The 17,990-nt window shown below is 44.5% G+C and carries 18 protein-coding genes; 13 read left to right on the plus strand and 5 right to left on the minus strand.

Annotated elements, in window-relative coordinates:
• Positions 1-25: 25 nt before the first annotated feature.
• Positions 26-466 carry a DUF2007 domain-containing protein gene (locus GWR56_RS14830; RefSeq protein WP_162432006.1) on the minus strand — a complete coding sequence of 147 codons (441 nt, stop codon included), beginning with the start codon at positions 464-466 and terminating at the stop codon, positions 26-28.
• 51 nt (positions 467-517) lie between these two features.
• Here GWR56_RS14830 and GWR56_RS14835 point away from each other — a divergent pair, with 51 nt between their 5' ends.
• The 3 genes from GWR56_RS14835 to GWR56_RS14845 all read left to right on the plus strand — a co-directional run bounded on the left by GWR56_RS14835 (position 518) and on the right by GWR56_RS14845 (position 2,602).
• Positions 518-1,474: a YafY family protein gene (locus GWR56_RS14835; protein WP_162432007.1), complete on the plus strand. Its 957-nt coding sequence runs from the start codon at positions 518-520 to the stop codon at positions 1,472-1,474.
• Positions 1,475-1,676: 202 nt separating this feature from the next.
• On the plus strand, positions 1,677-2,102 hold the full coding sequence (locus GWR56_RS14840) for an SRPBCC family protein (protein ID WP_162432008.1): 426 nt from the start codon (positions 1,677-1,679) through the stop codon (positions 2,100-2,102).
• Positions 2,103-2,140: 38 nt separating this feature from the next.
• Positions 2,141-2,602, plus strand: a complete 462-nt coding sequence (locus GWR56_RS14845) for a GyrI-like domain-containing protein (protein ID WP_162432009.1) — start codon at positions 2,141-2,143, stop codon at positions 2,600-2,602.
• Positions 2,603-2,757: 155 nt separating this feature from the next.
• Here the strand turns inward: GWR56_RS14845 and GWR56_RS14850 are convergent, their stop codons facing one another.
• A complete protein-coding gene (locus GWR56_RS14850) occupies positions 2,758-4,092 on the minus strand; it encodes a dihydroorotase (protein WP_162432010.1) in 1,335 nt (444 codons plus the stop codon).
• 142 nt (positions 4,093-4,234) lie between these two features.
• Positions 4,235-4,870: a hypothetical protein gene (locus GWR56_RS14855; protein WP_162432011.1), complete on the minus strand. Its 636-nt coding sequence runs from the start codon at positions 4,868-4,870 to the stop codon at positions 4,235-4,237.
• 207 nt (positions 4,871-5,077) lie between these two features.
• Between GWR56_RS14855 and GWR56_RS14860 the strand changes: the two genes are divergently transcribed.
• The 8 genes from GWR56_RS14860 to GWR56_RS14895 all read left to right on the plus strand — a co-directional run bounded on the left by GWR56_RS14860 (position 5,078) and on the right by GWR56_RS14895 (position 14,389).
• Entirely contained in the window at positions 5,078-6,442 is a 1,365-nt protein-coding gene (locus tag GWR56_RS14860; RefSeq protein WP_162432012.1) for a DEAD/DEAH box helicase, read from the plus strand.
• Complete coding sequence (locus tag GWR56_RS14865) at positions 6,402-6,713, plus strand: hypothetical protein (RefSeq protein ID WP_162432013.1); 312 nt, start codon at positions 6,402-6,404, stop codon at positions 6,711-6,713. Before GWR56_RS14860 ends, GWR56_RS14865 begins: the two co-directional genes overlap by 41 nt.
• Positions 6,714-6,723: 10 nt before the next feature.
• Complete coding sequence (gldC, locus tag GWR56_RS14870; RefSeq protein ID WP_162432014.1) at positions 6,724-7,053, plus strand: gliding motility protein GldC; 330 nt, start codon at positions 6,724-6,726, stop codon at positions 7,051-7,053.
• Positions 7,054-7,122: 69 nt separating this feature from the next.
• A complete protein-coding gene (locus tag GWR56_RS14875) occupies positions 7,123-7,473 on the plus strand; it encodes a hypothetical protein (RefSeq protein ID WP_162432015.1) in 351 nt (116 codons plus the stop codon).
• 91 nt (positions 7,474-7,564) lie between these two features.
• Entirely contained in the window at positions 7,565-10,996 is a 3,432-nt protein-coding gene (locus GWR56_RS14880) for a response regulator (protein WP_162432016.1), read from the plus strand.
• A 3-nt stretch (positions 10,997-10,999) separates the two neighbouring features.
• A complete protein-coding gene (locus GWR56_RS14885) occupies positions 11,000-11,836 on the plus strand; it encodes a protein-glutamate O-methyltransferase CheR (RefSeq protein WP_162432017.1) in 837 nt (278 codons plus the stop codon).
• Positions 11,826-12,413 carry a chemotaxis protein CheB gene (locus GWR56_RS14890; RefSeq protein ID WP_162432018.1) on the plus strand — a complete coding sequence of 196 codons (588 nt, stop codon included), beginning with the start codon at positions 11,826-11,828 and terminating at the stop codon, positions 12,411-12,413. The genes GWR56_RS14885 and GWR56_RS14890 overlap by 11 nt, the downstream gene beginning before the upstream one ends.
• A 29-nt stretch (positions 12,414-12,442) precedes the next feature.
• Positions 12,443-14,389, plus strand: coding sequence for a response regulator (locus GWR56_RS14895; RefSeq protein ID WP_162432019.1), 1,947 nt, complete (start codon positions 12,443-12,445; stop codon positions 14,387-14,389).
• On the opposite strand, the gene GWR56_RS14900 is transcribed toward GWR56_RS14895, so the two are convergent.
• A complete protein-coding gene (locus GWR56_RS14900; RefSeq protein ID WP_162432020.1) occupies positions 14,373-14,861 on the minus strand; it encodes a methylated-DNA--[protein]-cysteine S-methyltransferase in 489 nt (162 codons plus the stop codon). The two genes, GWR56_RS14895 and GWR56_RS14900, sit on opposite strands and share 17 nt — an antisense overlap.
• A 1-nt stretch (position 14,862) precedes the next feature.
• Positions 14,863-15,669 (minus strand): SDR family oxidoreductase, encoded by an 807-nt coding sequence (locus GWR56_RS14905; RefSeq protein WP_162432021.1) that lies wholly within the window; start codon positions 15,667-15,669, stop codon positions 14,863-14,865.
• Positions 15,670-15,884: 215 nt separating this feature from the next.
• Here GWR56_RS14905 and GWR56_RS14910 point away from each other — a divergent pair, with 215 nt between their 5' ends.
• On the plus strand, positions 15,885-16,568 hold the full coding sequence (locus GWR56_RS14910) for a heme exporter protein CcmB (RefSeq protein WP_162432022.1): 684 nt from the start codon (positions 15,885-15,887) through the stop codon (positions 16,566-16,568).
• The gene (locus GWR56_RS14915) at positions 16,568-17,788 is read left to right on the plus strand and encodes a carboxypeptidase-like regulatory domain-containing protein (RefSeq protein WP_162432023.1); all 1,221 of its coding nucleotides are present in this window, start codon (positions 16,568-16,570) and stop codon (positions 17,786-17,788) included. Before GWR56_RS14910 ends, GWR56_RS14915 begins: the two co-directional genes overlap by 1 nt.
• Positions 17,789-17,990: the final 202 nt, after the last annotated feature.

The raw sequence follows: 17,990 nt of genomic DNA on the forward strand, positions 1-17,990 counted from the left end.
CCTCTGGAGAGGGCTGGGGTGAGGCTCAGTCAAAGTCCCGCTGGCAGTTAAAGCAATGCCAGGCCTTACGCGCGTAAAGCGGAAATGCCGAAAGTATCAAAAATAAGAATGCTGTTAACCAATGCGCCTTCCGTTCCGTGGCTGCACCGTAACGCACGTTGCTCGACCCGCAATACGGGCATACAACCGGCACATGTGTTTCCTCGTCTATCTCAAAGTGGTCCTGCTCGTGCAGATCGCCGGTTTGCGCTAAAATTTCGCGGCATTTTTCAAGGTCGCGCTCAAATATTTTGAGCTTGATACCCCCAACCGCGTTACTGTATATTGGGTTAGCTGATATGATATTATCATCGGCAATAAAACAGGGGATGCCATTATCTTCCAGTTTGGTACGCATAATATGCGCCAGCATGGGGTCGTAATATTGCTCGAGGGTGATGATCCTGTCGTCCGGTTCTTCGGTCATTATTAAATAACATTTGCACTAAGATACTTTGTTTTTTGTTATTTTGGGGCAATGAACCGCATCGACCGCATATCTGCCATATTGATACAGCTGCAAACCCGCAGAGTTGTAAAAGCAAGCGATATAGCAGCAAGGTTTAACATCAGCCTGCGCACGGTTTACCGTGATGTGCGCTCGCTTGAAGAGGCCGGCGTGCCCATTATTGGCGAGGCGGGAGTAGGTTACTCATTGGTAGATGGTTACCGTTTGCCACCTATTATGTTTACCCGCGAAGAAGCCACGGCTTTTTTAACTGCTGAGAAGTTTGTAGAAAAAATGACCGACGCCTCTACCGCGGCGCAGCACCGCTCGGCTATGTATAAGATACGGGCTATACTAAAAACATCTGAAAAGGACCTGCTGGAAAGTATGGACAGCAGTATTGAGGTGCTAAAAAGCCAGATACAGCGCCGGGTAAACAACAATAACCACATACAAACGATATTAAATGGCATTGCTGCAAAAAAAGTGCTTTGTATCGATTACATGGCCGGTTATACCCAAACCAAAACTAACCGCCACATAGAGCCTATTGGTATTTTTTACCTGGATAGCTACTGGCACCTGATAGCCTATTGCCGAATGCGTAACGATTACCGCGACTTCAGGCTCGACCGGATATTGGGCCTTACCGAAACCGACGAGGTATTTGAAGGGAACCACCCGACACTTAAAGATTACATAGCGCAAACCGCGTCAGAGCATAAGCTGGAAACCGTTATAATACGGGTTGATGACGGGGTAACAAATTATATAAACGAGCAGCGCTATTACCATGGCTTTGTATCTGAAAAGCAGTTTGAGGGGTACCGCGAAATGACCTTCCTTACCATCTCTATACAAGGCTTTGCGCGCTGGTTTATGATGTTTGGCGACCACGCGGAAGTGTTAAGCCCGGCTGGTTTAAAAGATAAAATAGCGGAGATAGCGGAGGGTATCATAAAACGGAATACTCCTGTTGAAGTATAATCGGTTCGTCATGCTGAATTTATTTCAGCATCTCTCAGGACAGGTAGATAGTGCACCTTAAGTTGCGAGTGTGATCCCAAAATAAATTCGGTGCCACTTTTAGTCCTGCTGACATACAGTTGTCAATTCGCCCCCTTTATTTGTGTTAGCAAACTATAAGCGATATAGGCTGTTAATTACACTAAAATCAAAATAAAACATCATGGATAAGCTATCGTTAACAACAACTGTTGATATTAAGGCACCTGCTGCCGAGGTTTGGAAGGGGTTAACAGACCCTGAGGTGATTAAGCAATATTTTTTTGGCACTACGGTAAAATCTGACTGGAAGGCAGGCAGCCCTATTACTTTTAGCGGCGAATGGGAAGGCAAAACCTACCAGGACAAGGGAACCATAAAGGAAATCATCCCCGGTAAATATATCTTATACAGTTATTGGAGCAGCATGAGCGGCACCGAGGATAAGCCCGAAAACTACGCTAATGTAAGCTACGGTTTAGCGGAAAATGATGGTGTTACCACACTTACCCTCACCCAGGATAATATAAAGGATGAAGCCTCGAAAGAGCATTCGGAAAAGAACTGGCAAATGGTATTTGGAGGTTTAAAAAAGATTTTAGAAAAATAACCGCCGCATACGCTGCATTTATAAACAACTATATTTAAATGGATAACGAAATAACGCACCTGCCTATGTTTTACGTGGCGGGCTTAGCCGTACGAACAATAAATAAAGACGGCCGGGCAAGCCGCGACATTGGGAGCCTTTGGCAAAAGTTTACCGATGGTAATATGGCCGAAAAGCTGAACGAAAAGGAGGGCAACGAACTGTATTGCGTTTATACCGACTACGAAAGCGATCACAACGATTACTATAACGCCATATTAGGCTGCAAGGTAAGTTCGATAGAATACCTTCCCGAAGGATTTACCGGCAAGGCTATCCCGGCTGGCAAATACATGGTATTTACGCCGGCTGGCGAGTTCCCTGCCAACATTGGCGATACCTGGCAATACATCTGGCAATCGGGTATCGGGCGTACCTACACCGCCGACTTTGATGTTTACGATGTTACCGGCAAAGCGTTTGAGGATATTGAATCGAAAGTATACGTAGCGGTAGATTGATCATTACATGGTTAACACGGTTTTTTATTAAATAGTTTATAATCAACTACTTGTGTCAAAAATCGGCTTAATTGTGTTAACCATGTTAACCATGATTTGGGTTGTGAGGAAGCAGTTAGGATGCTCTTGCCGGCCCCCAACACGTTTGGATAATTTTATCGCTCAAACGTCATCCGTTGCCCGCTTTGTTGGCTAACCAGCTTACCTTCTTCATAAGCCAAATTGCCAGATACAATGGTGCTCACCACCCTTGCCTTAAAGGTGTTACCCTCAAACGGCGACCAGCCGCATTTATAAAGGATATTATCTTTGTTCACTTGCCACGGGTTGTTCAGGTTTACCAGCACCAGATCGGCCCAGTAGCCTTCGCGTATAAAGCCGCGCTTTTCTACCCGGAAGATGGTTGCCACATTGTGGGCCATTTTTTCGGCCACCTGCTCCAGTGTTATTTTGCCCTGATGATACAGTTCAAGCATGGCCGGCAGGGCGTGCTGCACTAACGGGCCGCCGCTTGGCGCCTGCAGGTAAGGTTGCGCTTTCTCTTCCAGGGTGTGCGGTGCGTGGTCAGTTGCTATCACATCTATGCGGCCGTCCAGCACGGCTTTCAATATCTCATCTCTGTCCTCCGCGGTTTTAACGGCAGGGTTCCATTTAATAAAGTTGCCCTTTGTTTCGTAGTCGGCATCGGTAAACCATAAATGGTGTATGCAGGCTTCGGCGGTTATGCGCTTGTCGGCCAGTGGGATATCGTTACTGAACAAGTGGGTTTCTTTAGCGGTAGATATATGCAGGATATGCAGCCGGGTATTGTGTTTCTTAGCCAGTTCAACCGCCATTGACGATGAAAGATAGCAAGCCTCGGCGCTGCGTATTTTAGGGTGCAGCCTTACCGGTATGTTGTCGCCAAGCAGTTGCTTGTAATGCGCCAGGTTGCTTTTGATAGTGGCCTCGTCTTCGCAATGGGTGGCTATCAGCATAGGCGATTGCGCAAACAGGTTTTCAAGTGTGTGGGGGTTATCTACCAGCATATTGCCCGTTGATGAACCCATAAAAACCTTAATACCGCAAACGTTCCGCGCATCGGTGCGTAAAACCTCGTCCAGGTTGTCGTTTGAGGCACCCATAAAAAAGGAATAGTTTGCAGGCGAATTCCGGGCGGCAATATCGTACTTATCCTGCAGCAATTGTTGTGTTAAGGCGTTTGGTACCGTGTTGGGCATCTCCATAAAAGAGGTGATGCCACCTGCAACTGCCGCGCGCGATTCAGAATAGATGTTCCCTTTATGCGTAAGGCCCGGCTCGCGAAAATGCACCTGGTCGTCAATACAGCCAGGCAACAAATGCAGGCCTTCGGCATTGATTTCTTTATCGGCCTTTACATTAATATTGCCGCCGATCTTTTCAATAAAACCGTTTTTAACAAAAAGGTCGGCCTGGGTTTGCCTTCCTTCATTTACAATAGTAGCGCTTTTAATAAGGATACTTGCCATAGCTGTAAAGGTACTGTTTTCCATTTTATCCCGGGTCAAATCTGCAACTTATGCGTGTCAAAAAATGGCTTTGACTTTGGTATGGTAAACCACCTGCAATTTATTATTACCCGGGGATAACCCTCTTTGGGAAGCAGAACGGCTATTTACCCCAGTAATAATTAATCCCGAAAACAAAATTATCGTTAAGGCTCGCGTTTACAAAACTTCCGTGGCTCAGGTAGTTGTATTGGTAACTGATATTACCAAACCCCATATTTAAACCAACTCTTGGCGTCGGGAAAAATACCACATTAGGCCCGGCAAAGGCTGCAAAGTGGCCATCGGTAAAGTTATTGGCTATATGCGACGAACTTATCCCTGCCTGGGGATAAATGCCGAATTTATCGGTAAGCATGCAGTAGTAGCGTATGTTAAGGGCAAGGCCAATAACATCGGTATGATACTTACTGGTATAACTGTAATTTTTGGTGGGGTCGGTATCTGAATAAAAATTTGATATTTCGGTACCCGATACCCTTGAATAGCCGGGCTGTACGCCGATAGACCATTTATCGCCTAAAAAGAAGCCAAACTCGGGGCTGATGTTGAACCTGATGATGTTCTTATTAAAGTATTGTGTAGTGCCGCTGTCAAAATTCACATTTTGCACGGTGCCATCTTCGTCGTAACTAAAGGTGAAACTGCCGCCAAGATATTTATGACCTTTGCCCGTTTGAGCGGAAGCAGTAAAAAAAATGAAGAGCGCGGTAATTGCAGTAAGTAAAAGTTTTTTCATGTGTTAAATTAATTCTGAGCGAAGATAAGTTTTGAAAGCTATACGCGAAACACAATGCCGATGATACAAGCAAAGTACCGGTCAATGGGTAATATCTTCTTTTTGCACAATAAGGCAGAATGGGAAATACTTATGCTCAAATCCCCGTTTAGCGCGGCAGGGGGTAAGTTTAATGACGACTAAAAACAAAACCTTATCTTTGCCGCTATGGCTGTACCTTTCGAAGATTTTAAATTTAACCGGCAAATATTAAATGCTATTGCCGATGCCGGTTATACCGAGGCTACGCCTATACAGCAAAAAGCTATTCCGCCGATTTTAAACGGGCAGGATGTAATGGGTATTGCGCAAACCGGTACGGGTAAAACCGCGGCGTATGTATTGCCTATTTTAATGAAGCTTAAATATGCGCAAGGCGAAAACCCGCGCGCACTTATTGTATCGCCCACGCGTGAACTGGCTATGCAGATAGAAGAGAATATCAAGGCCTTTGCTGTAAATACCGATTTGCGTGTAGTGGTGCTTTATGGCGGCATTGGTCCTAAAACCCAGATAGAGAACATTAAAAAAGGGGTTGATATTATTGTGGCTACACCCGGGCGTTTCCTTGACGTTTATATAGCCGGGCACATTGTTACCAAAACCATTAATACCCTGGTATTGGATGAAGCCGATAAAATGATGGATATGGGCTTTATGCCGCAAATAAATCGAATTTTGGAGGTGGTGCCTGTAAAACGGCAGAACTTGCTTTTTTCGGCTACCATGTCTGATAAGGTACAGCAGCTTTCGTACAATTTCCTGGAGTTTCCTACGATTATCGAAGTTACCCCACAGGCAACTACCGCCGAAACGGTTGACCAGCAACTATACCACGTACCCAACGTTAAAACTAAAATAAACCTGCTTAAAGCCCTGCTTGATAAAGAGGGCGACATTAAAAAGTTAATGATATTTTGCAAGACACGCACCGCTGCCGAGGATGTTTACAAATTTTTGCTGCGCAAGTTTGGCGAAGCAGAAGTAAAGGTACTGCATGCCAACAAGGGGCAAAATACACGCATTAACTCCATTAATTCGTTTAAAAACGATGAGGTAAAAATACTGGTGGCTACCGATGTGGCATCACGCGGTATTGATGTAAGCGACGTTAGCCACGTTATAAACTTTGACGTGCCCGTAGTGATTGAAGATTATGTGCACCGTATAGGCCGCACGGGCAGGGCGTATAATTCGGGCGTGGCCATTACATTTGCCGTACCCTCTGAAGAATATTATATCAATAAGATCCAAAAGCTGATAAGGCAAACCATCCCGGTGTATAATATGCCCGATGAGGTATTTGTTGAAGAAACGCCTTATGCCGAGCGGCAAGATCAGGCCCGCGAAATAGATATGCAAAAGCGAAAGGAAGATCCTGATTTTAAGGGCGCCTTTCACGAGAAGAAATCGCTTGCGCAGATCAAGAAATTCGAGGCCGCGAAAGCCAAAAAACAACCTAACAGTGCTAACAAGAAACCAGCTAAAACCTATGGCGGAGCAAAACGATCTGACAGAAAAAAACGCTACTAAGCCATCAAAATTCAGGATAAGCCCCCTGAACTTTGCAACCGCTGCCTTTTTTATACTGGCGGGCTATATCTTTATAAACGGAGCCAAAATTACCGGCAGCCCCTACGAACATTGGAGCGGAACCATTGGCCTTATATTTATTCTTTTTGGCATAGTTGTGTCATTGCTGGATATAATTTTCCGTAATTTCTTTGCCGAAACCAAAAAACTATGGATTGTAGAGCTAAGCTTTATAACTTTGGTGCTGATCATATTTTTCCTTGTTAAATAATATCTTTTAAATGAAGACCGCTGAAATAAAGCTTACCATACAACTTGACGATAACAACATTCCCGAAAACATTATGTGGGAGTCAACCGATTCTAAAAACAAAGAGGCTTTGCCTGTAAACGCAATGATGTTATCGCTTTGGGATAAAAGTTATCAAAATACGCTGAAGATAGACCTGTGGACAAAAGATATGCCTGTAGATGAAATGAAACGCTTTTTTTACGAAACCCTGCAAACCATGGGCGATACCTTTTTACGGGCAACCGGCGAAAAGAATATCGTAGAAGATCTGCGCGATTACTGTGCCCACTTTGCCGATAAAATGGAGATAAAAAAATAAGCTATGCGCCCTGCATCACTTTTGTTATTGTCAGGTTTTATCATGTTAATTGTGGCAACCTATTGCCCAATGCTGCGTCCGTTTCATTTATTTAACATGAATGTTTATAAGCTTAACCAGCCCTACGGCATTTGCATTATGCTGGTTGGCGTTATAGGCATACTTTGCACCGTGCTTAATCAGGTTAAAATTGCCCGCGTTGTGGCATGGGTAGCCCTGGTTTTGGTAACGCTTCTTTATATTGCGGCGTTGCTAAAAGTAAAGGCCAGCTTTAGCTTTATACCATTTAAGGGTATAAACGGGTTCCTTACCAGGCAAATTGCATTTAAGTGGGGCTGGTATGTATTATTTGCCGGGCCTGCAATAGCCGTAATAGGTGCTTTAAGTTCAAAAGAACGTACTTACAACGAAGGCAGATAACTGTTTACCTGCTAATTGTTTATTACTCAATATTATTTTGGGTGCAAATATTTTTAAACATATTTGCACCACATTAAACTACCTCATATCTATGTTCAAGCTTAATTTTCGCAATCAGGTATTAGCTGGCTTTGCCATATCTATTCTGCTTGTATTAATTGTTGGCGTACTTTCCTTTAAAAGCATAAAGCAGTTAGAGGACGATACCGTTTGGGTTAACCACACACAAAAGGTTATAAGAACCACCAATAATTTAATGCAATTGCTTATCGATGGCGAAACGGGCATGCGCGGTTATGGTGCTACAGCTAATAAGAGCTTTCTTGACCCATATAACGAGGCAGTACCACGGATTACCGAAAGCCTGAACCAATTAACCGAGCTGGTGGCTGATAACCCATCGCAAATTAGAAGGGTTGATTCGCTGAAGACGATTGTAAACCGCCAGCTGGTTATCCTGAAAACAAATATCGAAACCCGCGAAGCCAAAGGGCTTGATTATATGGTGGCCAACCGCATGTTTTTTAAGGGTAAGGGTAACATGGATAGTATCCGCGATATCAACAGCCGCGTAGTAGAAACTGAAAACAGCCTGCTGGCCGAGCGCAAGGCGGCATCTGACAAGGCTTCCAGGGAGGCGATAATTGTAATTGCAATTGGCTGCGGCATATTCCTGCTTATTGTTGTGATCATGTTCTTTTACATACAGGCAACTTTTGCACGCCAGAAAAAAGTAGAAGAAGAAGTACGTGTTGCCAACATTGAACTGGAAAAGGTATTAGCCGAAAACGAGGCGAAAAACTGGCTGCTTACCGGTAGCGGCAACCTAAACGAAAAAATGCAGGGCCAGCAAAGCGAAAAAGAACTGGCAAATAATATCCTGTCAGAAGTTAGCAAATATTCAAATGCCCTTACCGGTACCCTGTATCTGTATAACGAGAATGAAGAGAAGCTTGACCTGTACGCGTCGTACGCCTTTACCGACCCAAGTGCACTGAAACAATCCATCCGTATATCCGAAGGTTGGATAGGCCAGGCCGCAAGTGACGAAAAGGCTGCTATAGTTAAAGGTAAACTTAATGATAAACTGCTGTTAAGCTCCTCTGTTTTAGAGGACGAACTGGTAGAAACCTTTATAGTACCCTTCTTTTTTGATAAAAAGCTAAAAGGCGTTATCGAACTTGGTTTCCGGGAACAGGTACCCGAGCATATAAAAGAATATATATTACTGATGTCAAACGATATTGGCATAGCGGTAAATACATCGCAGGCGCGCACCATTATGCACGACCTGTTTGAAGAAACCCAGCAACAGGCCGAAGAACTGGAAGCACAGCAGGAAGAAATGCGGGTTACCAACGAAGAACTGATGAACAAAACAGAAATGTTGCAGGCATCAGAAGAAGAGCTGCGTGTACAGCAGGAAGAGTTGCGAACCATTAACGCCGAACTGGAAGAAAAAGCAAGCCTGCTTGAAGAAAAGAACCAGGCCATTGAAGAGGCCCGCCAATCCATCAGCATTAAAGCGAACGAACTGGAAACCACAGGCAGGTACAAATCAGAGTTTTTGGCTAATATGAGCCACGAACTGCGCACCCCGCTAAACAGTATTTTGGTGCTGGCCCGTATTCTGAAAGACAACAAACCGCACAACCTGTCCGAAGATCAGATCAAATACGCAAGTGTTATATTCAATGCCGGCAACGACCTGCTTACGCTGATCAACGACATCCTCGACTTGTCGAAAATTGAATCGGGTAAGCTGGATATGCAAAACGAAGATATCCGTGTTAGCGATATCCTGGCCGATATGCAATCGCTTTTTGCCGAAGTTGCCAGCAACAAACACATCAATTATACCACCCAGCTATCAGATGTGCCGCAAACCATATACACTGATAAGGTAAGGGTAGAGCAGGTATTGAAAAATCTGCTGGCGAACGCGTTTAAGTTTACCCCCGAAGCTGGCACCATCAGTATAAACGCTGTTGCAGGCCCCCGCGAAAACACCATTAGCTTTAAAATAAAAGATTCGGGCATAGGCATCCCGGCCGAAAAGCAGAAGCTGATCTTCGAGGCGTTTCAACAGGCCGACGGTTCAACAAGCCGCAAATACGGCGGTACCGGGTTAGGATTGTCTATCAGTCGCGAACTGGCTTTACTGCTGGGCGGCACAATTACCCTTAGCAGCGAGCCGGGCAAGGGCAGCGAGTTTGTGCTTACCCTTCCTTTTAAGGCTAAAAATGCCGAACCGCACGAAAACAGCCTGCCGACAGTGGAAACTTATCAGCCGACCACCTTCCTGGAAACGATAGTTAAAAAATCTTCTGACCCAGACCACGAGCCCTTTGTGATCATTGTTGAGGACGATAAAAACTTTGCCAACATCCTGCAGGATTACGCTCAGGAGCATGGATTTAAATCTATAGTGATAAGCGAAGGCACCAACGCTGTTGAAGCCATTAAGGAGCAGCAGCCCGATGCAGTCATCCTGGATATCATGCTGCCGGGCAAGGATGGCTGGCAGATATTGAAAGAATTAAAGCACGATGAGGCGACTTTGCATATCCCTGTGCATTTAATGTCGGCCGGCGAAGCCGCCGCAAACCGTGTACGTAAAGAAGGCGCAATCAGCTTTTTGAAAAAGCCGGTAAGCACCGAAGCCCTTGATAAGCTGTTTGGTGATATTGTTGCCAACAGCGATACCCGTGTTACGCAAATATTGTTGGTAGAAGACCATAAGGCGCAAAGTCAGGCGCTTAAAGAGTTGATGCAGAGCCGCGGTATAACCGTAGATGCCGCGTTTGACGGCGAGTCGGCATTCCGGATGCTGCACGAGACCGAATACCAGTGCGTTATACTTGACCTTAACCTGCCTGATATATCCGGGCTTGACCTGTTAGACAAGATCAAAGAGGTTGATAAATTTGCTTCCCTGCCGGTTATCATCAATACGGCTATGGAACTTGATAAAACATCGGTAAACAGGCTGATGCAGTATGCCAATGCCATGGTGGTAAAAACCAGCAAATCATCAGACAGGCTGATAGACGAAGTAAACCTGTTTTTGAACAAGATAAGCGAATCGGGCATTCAGCCCGGAGCAAACCCGGGTAAAATTAAAACCACCACCAAAGGTAAAGAAACCATTAAAGGCAAAAAGGTGCTTATTGTTGATGACGATATGCGCAACATCTTCGCCCTAAGCAGCGCCCTTGAAAGTTATGACCTTAACGTGGTGATTGCTAACGACGGAGAAGAGGCTATAGCGAAGCTGGAAGAGATAACCGATATTGATATTGTGCTGATGGATATCATGATGCCGAAAATGGATGGTTACGAAGCCACAAGGCATATTCGTAAACAAAACAAATGGGCTAAGCTTCCTGTTATTGCGTTAACCGCAAAGGCCATGAAGGATGACCGTGAAAAATGCATAGCAGCCGGCGCTAACGATTATATTACTAAACCGGTTGATATGGATAGGCTGATATCCTTAATGCAGTTGTGGCTGGATAGCTAATATATGAAGGTACTGCCAACTAAAGACACCATAACAAGCGCGCAACTAAACGAACTTATAGATATTGTAAAAACTATCCATGGGTTTGATTTTAGTGATTATACCGAAGCCTCCTTTAAGCGAAGGCTTGGCCGCATCATGATGTTGAAAAAGCTGGAATTTTACGATCTTAAACATATACTGGTAAATAACCCCGAATTTTTTCAGGAATTTTTAGAAGAAATTACGGTAAATGTTACCGAAATGTTTCGCGATCCGGCGTTTTATAAGGCCTTAAAAACCCAGGTGGTACCATACCTGTCAACCTATCAGAATATAAAGATATGGAGTGCGGGATGTTCGTCGGGCGAAGAGGTTTACTCAATGGCAATTTTGCTTAACGAGGAAAAGCTGCTTAAAAAAACATTTATATACGGTACGGATATAAATGCCGGTGTACTTAACGAGGCCCGAAAAGGCATATACAGCTTGCGCAAATTAAAAAGCTATGCCGAAAACTATTTGTTCACAGGCCTTCCCGGCTCGTTGACCGACCATTTTACCATTATGTACGATGCCGCGGCCATCCACAGCGAGCTGAAGCAAAATACGCTTTTCTCGGTCCACAACTTAATATCTGATACCGGTTTTAACGAATTTCAGATGATAAGCTGCCGCAACGTGTTTATTTATTTTGAAACCGAATTGCAATACAAGATACTCGACCTGTTTTACAAAAGCCTTTGTCCGCTGGGCTACCTTTGTTTAGGCAACAAGGAAACCATCCGTTCAGAGGTTTTCCGTAAAAAGTTCAAGGTCATCAACCAAAAAGAAAACATATACCAAAAAATTGGCTCTTGATGATGAAATAAGGAACCGTTGGGCGCAATCGCGAATACTGCTTTTAGGCGGTTCGGCGGGGTCATTTAAACTTTTGTTCCGGCTGGTAAAACTGTTCCCCAAAAACCTGAATAAAACGGTAATTATCGTTATCCACAGAAAAAAAAACTTTTTTAGCGAAATCGAAAAACTGTTCGCAGAGAATAGCCGTATGTTGCTACGGGAAATCAGCGACAAGGAGCCGGTAGAGCGCAACGTAATTTATATTGCACCGCCAAATTATCATACACTGGTGGAGAACGAAGGTTTTTTTAGCCTTGATGTATCTGATGCGGTGTGGTACTCAAAGCCCTCTATCGATGTTACTTTTGAGAGTGTTGCCGACGTTTACGGAAGCCGTGTTACTGCCGTTTTATTGTCGGGCGCTAACCAGGATGGGGCAGAGGGTTTATTAAAATTACGCCAGAAGGGGGCATTAACAATAGCGCAGCATCCCGACGACGCAGATATGATAGAAATGCCCCAGGCGGCCATTGATTTGGGTGCTGCCGAATACATTTTACGAACAACCGAGATTTTTGAACTGCTTGAAAAATAACATAACCCCTACAACTTTATTTCACCTTAATGGCCCCTGTAAATATTCTTATTGTTGATGATAGGAAAGAAAATATAATAGCGCTCGAGGCCCTGCTTAACCGCCCGGATATACAATTATTCGCCACTACATCGCCAAACGACGCGCTTAAAATAGCATGGAAAACGCCAATTAACATAGCGCTTATTGACGTTCAGATGCCCGAAATGGATGGCTTTGAACTGGTACAAATGCTGAAGGCCAACCCCCGTACAAAAAATATACTCACTATTTTTGTTACTGCAATTTCCAAAGAATCAAAGTACGCCGTTAAAGGTTTTGGAGCAGGGGCGGTAGATTATTTGTATAAACCGCTCGATCCGTATATTACATCCGCCAAGGTTGATGCCTTTATACAGCTTGCGCGGTCGCAGAATGATATCCGGCAAAAAAACAACGAGCTTGAAGATTTTGCAATAGTAGTTAAAAACAGCGCCGATATTATATGTGCTGTTGATGCGGAAAATTTTAGGATAAAGTCTGTAAACCCGGCTGTCGAAACTATTTTGGGCCACAAGCAAGCTGCCGTTTTAGGTACCAGCATTATTGATCTGGCCATTGATACCGACCAACCCGTGTTCAGGAAAAAGCTGGGCGAAATTGTTAAGGACAACAAAAGTTTTGCGGTATCCGAACTTCAGTTCAATACCTTTGATAAGCATGTTATATGGGTAGAGTGCCGTGCTTCGTACCGTAATAAGACTATCTTTATCAACATCAGCAATATCTCGCCTCAAAAAAGTTATCAGTTACAGCTTATTAAATCAAAAGAAGCGGCCGAGTACGGTAAAAAAGTAAAAGAGACCTTTTTGGCCAACATGAGCCATGAGCTGCGCACGCCGGTTAACGGTATAATTGGCTTAAGCAGCTTGCTGCGCAAAACACCCCTTAACAACCAGCAGAACAACTTGCTGGATATGCTCGAAACATCATCACGTTCATTATTGGGCGTTATTAACGATGTGCTTGATATAAGCAAGATGGAGGCAGGTAAACTGAACATCGTTCGTTCGCCAAATAACATTAAAGCCATCGTTACCTCGGTTGCAGGTTTATTGAAATTTAATGCGGATGAAAAAGATTTAGAGTTTATTACCGATGTAGACAGCGATATACCCGAAACTTTACTGGTCGACTCGTTGCGGTTAAACCAGATATTGATGAATTTGCTAAGCAACGCTATAAAGTTTACTGATAGGGGATACGTTAAACTTAATGTATCCGTGCTGCAAAAATCAAACAATAAAGTGAAACTCAAGTTTAGTGTAGAGGATACCGGTATTGGTATACCGCCTGCACGATTGTCGAAGATATTCGAATCGTTTGAACAGGCCGAAGACGATACCTCTAATAAATACGGAGGTACCGGTTTAGGCCTTGCTATTGTTAAGCGGCTCATCGAACTAAAAGGAGGCGAGCTTACGGTAAGCAGCAAACCCGGCACCGGCAGCATATTTAGTTTTGTAAACTGGTTTGCTATAGCAAACCACCCTCAGGTTCCTAAAATGGTTAAAACAAGCACTAAACTGGCCCCGTTTGTAAACACAAGTGTTTTGGTTGCAGAAGACAATTTGATAAACCAATTTATGGTGACCAAATTGCTAAAGGACTGGAATGTAAAGGTTGAGATTGTTGATTCAGGCGATAAAGCTCTTGAAAAGTTAAAAGAAACGCGTTACGACCTGGTGCTGATGGATACACATATGCCGGGGCTAAGCGGCTACCAAACTGCCCGGGCTATCCGTACGGAGTTTGAGGAGCCCATGCGCAGTATACCTATTATATCGCTATCCGCGTCGGCATTTGAACACGAGCAGCTCGAAGCGATAGCTGCCGGTATGAATGATGTATTGTCGAAACCCTTTGAAGCACATGAGTTGCATGCCAAAATAGCAAAGGTTTTAAAAGACAAAAAGATGGCTAAAAGGGCAGTTTAATTTGGCCTTTGCCCATAACGCGCGCTTCGTGGTCTAACAACCACTGCTTGCGCCATAAGCCGCCTGCATAACCTGTTAAGCTGCCGTTACTGCCCACAACGCGGTGGCATGGCACAATTATCCACAAATTGTTTTTGCCGTTTGACGCTGCAATGGCGCGTATGGCCAGCGGGTTGTTCTTCAGGGTTGATTGCTGGCCGTAGGTAATGGTGCTGCCATACGGTATTTTTAACAACTGCTGCCAAACCTGTTGCTGAAAAGCCGAGCCAGGCTGGTTTAACGGCAGGTCAAATTCTTTCCGGTCGCCGGCGAAGTACTCGTCTAATTGTTTCATAGCCTCTTTCAGCAACGGCGAATCGGTTCCGGTTTCTTGCAACCCCTCTTCATCGCGGATGGATACCTTGGTGATATGTGTATCATCAGCAGTGATAAGGGCAATACCTACAGGGGTGCGGTGATAAACCTGGTACATATTATTGCTGTGCTTTTGTAAGCGATTTTAAATACACCTTGCTCATTTTACTGCCTATAAATTTTGCCGGTAAAAAGTTCATGAATACATTCCCTATGCGGTTTAGCAAGCCAGGCACATAGTTATATTTACGGGTAATTAACGCGTAGATCGCCTCTTTTGCAGCTTCGCTAACAGGCATCAGCCATCCTTTAAGCTCGTTAAACTTGCTGTTGTCGGTCATCTCGGTAGCTATGCCGCCCGGCGCAAAAACAGTTATTGAAAAAGCAGGGTTGGTTAACTCGTTATGCAATGCATTGCCAAACGCGGTTATAAAGGCCTTGGTTGCCGAGTAAGCCGCCTGGTAGGGCACCGGGAAAAAACCTGCCATGCTCGATACCAGCATCAACCCGCCCTCAGTACCGGGTTTGTCAAAATATTTTACAAGGCTGTTGGTCATGCGTACCACGCCTATTACGTTTGTTTTAAGGATGCTTTCAAAGTTATCCCACGGTAGCTCCGTATGCCTGCCAAAATAGGTTACACCGGCGTTTAAAATGGCGGCATACAGGTTATTATCTGCAATGCTTTCAGCAATTACCCGGTCGGCCTCTTCCGGGATGGATAGGTCGGCAACAATAACCTTAACTTTAATACCCGCGACCTGTTCCAGTTCGGCCTTCAGCTGGTTCAGGTTATCGGCACGGCGGGCGGCAATAATAAGGTTGGCTTTATGCACGTTCGCCAGCTGCCGGGCCATTTCCTGCCCAAGTCCGCTTGATGCGCCCGTTACCAATACCCATTTATTATTCAACTGCAGGTTTTTCATTTTGCTAAGTTATTCTTTTAGTCGGAAAGTTGGGAAGTCCGTGAGTCCGAAAGACCGAAGTCCGGAAGACCGAGAGACCGAAATACGGAAAGTCCGAAAGTCCGTAAGACCGAAAGACAGGAGCCCGATCGTTAAAGATATTTTTTCTTTCGGACATTCCGACTTCCGGACTTTCTGACTTCCGGACTTTCGGACTTTTTACCTTTCTTTGCAGTATGAAACTGGCCGGGCAAACTATCGAACTTTTAAAAAAGGAGATCATCCTGGAATGGCGTTCAAAATACGCTTTTAATGGTATCCTGCTATATATCGTTTCTACCGTGTTTGTTTGTTATATTTCCTTTAACCTAAATCCCGGTTTTAAAGAAAGCACCGGCTACGCCATTGTATGGAATATCCTTTTTTGGATAATTATGCTCTTTGCATCAGTAAACGCTATTGCCAAAAGCTTTTTGCAGGAAAGCAAGGCCCGTTTGCTCTACTATTATTCTATAGCGCATCCGCAAGCTATTATCCTGTCAAAAACCATCTACAACGCCTTACTCATGGCATTGTTGAGCATACTGGCCCTGCTGGTTTATATGCTGTTTTTCCCTAACACAGTAAACGATCTCCTGTTCTACTTTGTAACCGTACTGTTGGGCAGCATAAGCTTTTCTACCGTGTTTACCATGCTATCGGGCATAGCATCAAAGGCGGGCAACAATGGTACGCTCATGGCTATACTAAGCTTCCCTGTTATTATACCGGTGATACTGCTGCTGGTAAAAGTAAGCAAAGCTGCCATGGATGGTATAGACCGCAGCCTCAGCCTGGGCAGCATTGGCGTGCTGCTGGCCATAAACGTTATTGTTATTGCCTCCTCTTTAATATTGTTTCCATATCTGTGGCGCGACTGATGCTTTCGTCACCATTATATCGTTTAGCTGTTTGCCGGTGGTTTGTTTTACTGGTTTGTATTGGCTGGGGTTTTAGTGCCGATGCGCAATCAGTGATCAATGGCAAGGTGGTTAGTTCGGCATCAAACGAGGTTGTACCAAAGGCCAGCGTATTTCTAAACAACGCCACATTTGGCACCGCAACTAATGACGACGGTACGTTTACTTTACGCGGCGTTAAGCCGGGGCAGTATGACCTCATCGTATCAACCCTTGGATATGAAGAATACACGCAAAAAATACAGGTGGGGCAGGGGCCCATAACCGTTAACATAGCGCTTACGCCAAAAGTAATGATGATGCGCGAGGTGGTAATTACCAGCAACGCCGACTGGAAAAAGAACTTTGAACAGTTTAAAAAAGACTTTATAGGCGTAACGGATAATGCTAAATACTGCAAGGTGGAAAATCCCCGGGTGCTCAGCCTTTCGTTTATCCGTAAAACACAAACGTTAGAAGCATCGAGTGATGAGTTTTTGGTGGTGAATAATGATGCGTTGGGATATAAAGTGAAATTTTTACTGAGGGATTTTAGCAGCAATAATATTACCCGTACTATAAACTACTCCGGCCGCGTGCTTTTTGAAGAGTTGCCGGGCACCGCAGCGCAAAAGCAAAAGTGGAAGACCAGGCGCGATGAAGCATACTATGGCTCGGCCCAGCACTTTTACCGGTCGCTGTATAAGAACCGCCTCTCGCAGGAAGGGTTTGTTATATACGATTTCAGCAGGACCCTTGACCCCAACCGGCCGCCCGAAGCGCTGATACAAAAAAAGCTGAAAGCGTTCAGAATGGTTAATCGCGACTCGACTATTTATTGGCTGGGGAAGGAGGACATGCCCAAATGGTACCAAGAGCACCTTACTAAACCACCTTTAACCGCTTACGCGGTTCTGCGCAAACCCCCGCAAGAAGGTTTGTTTGTACTAACATTTCCCAATTACCTGTACGTTGTTTATACCAAAAAGCACGAAACCGAAGATTTTAAAGACCTTTACCGCCCGCTGGATATGGAAAATTTTGAAACCAGTGTTATCACCTTATTAGCCCCGATAGTAGTATTTGATATGAACGGAACAGTGGTGGCTGATAGTCCGCTTTATGAAGGCACATGGTCAAAAGCCAAGCTGGCTAATTTATTGCCGGTTGATTACGAGCCGTCGGACGGGGCAGGGAATTAGTGAATTTCTCAACCGCGTGGAAAGATGGGCGCAGCATCACACAAACCCAAAACCCTATCAATCTTTCAATTCAACATACCTGCGTAAATAACTTATTATAATTGATATGCATGCATAATGAAACATTGCTAATAATAGCGCAGCATGCTTAAATCAACCTATCTAATTATTACATTTGCTGCCATAATTTATATATGAAATT

The sequence above is a fragment of the Mucilaginibacter sp. 14171R-50 genome, assembly GCF_010093045.1.
In the GTDB taxonomy this organism is placed as follows: domain Bacteria; phylum Bacteroidota; class Bacteroidia; order Sphingobacteriales; family Sphingobacteriaceae; genus Mucilaginibacter.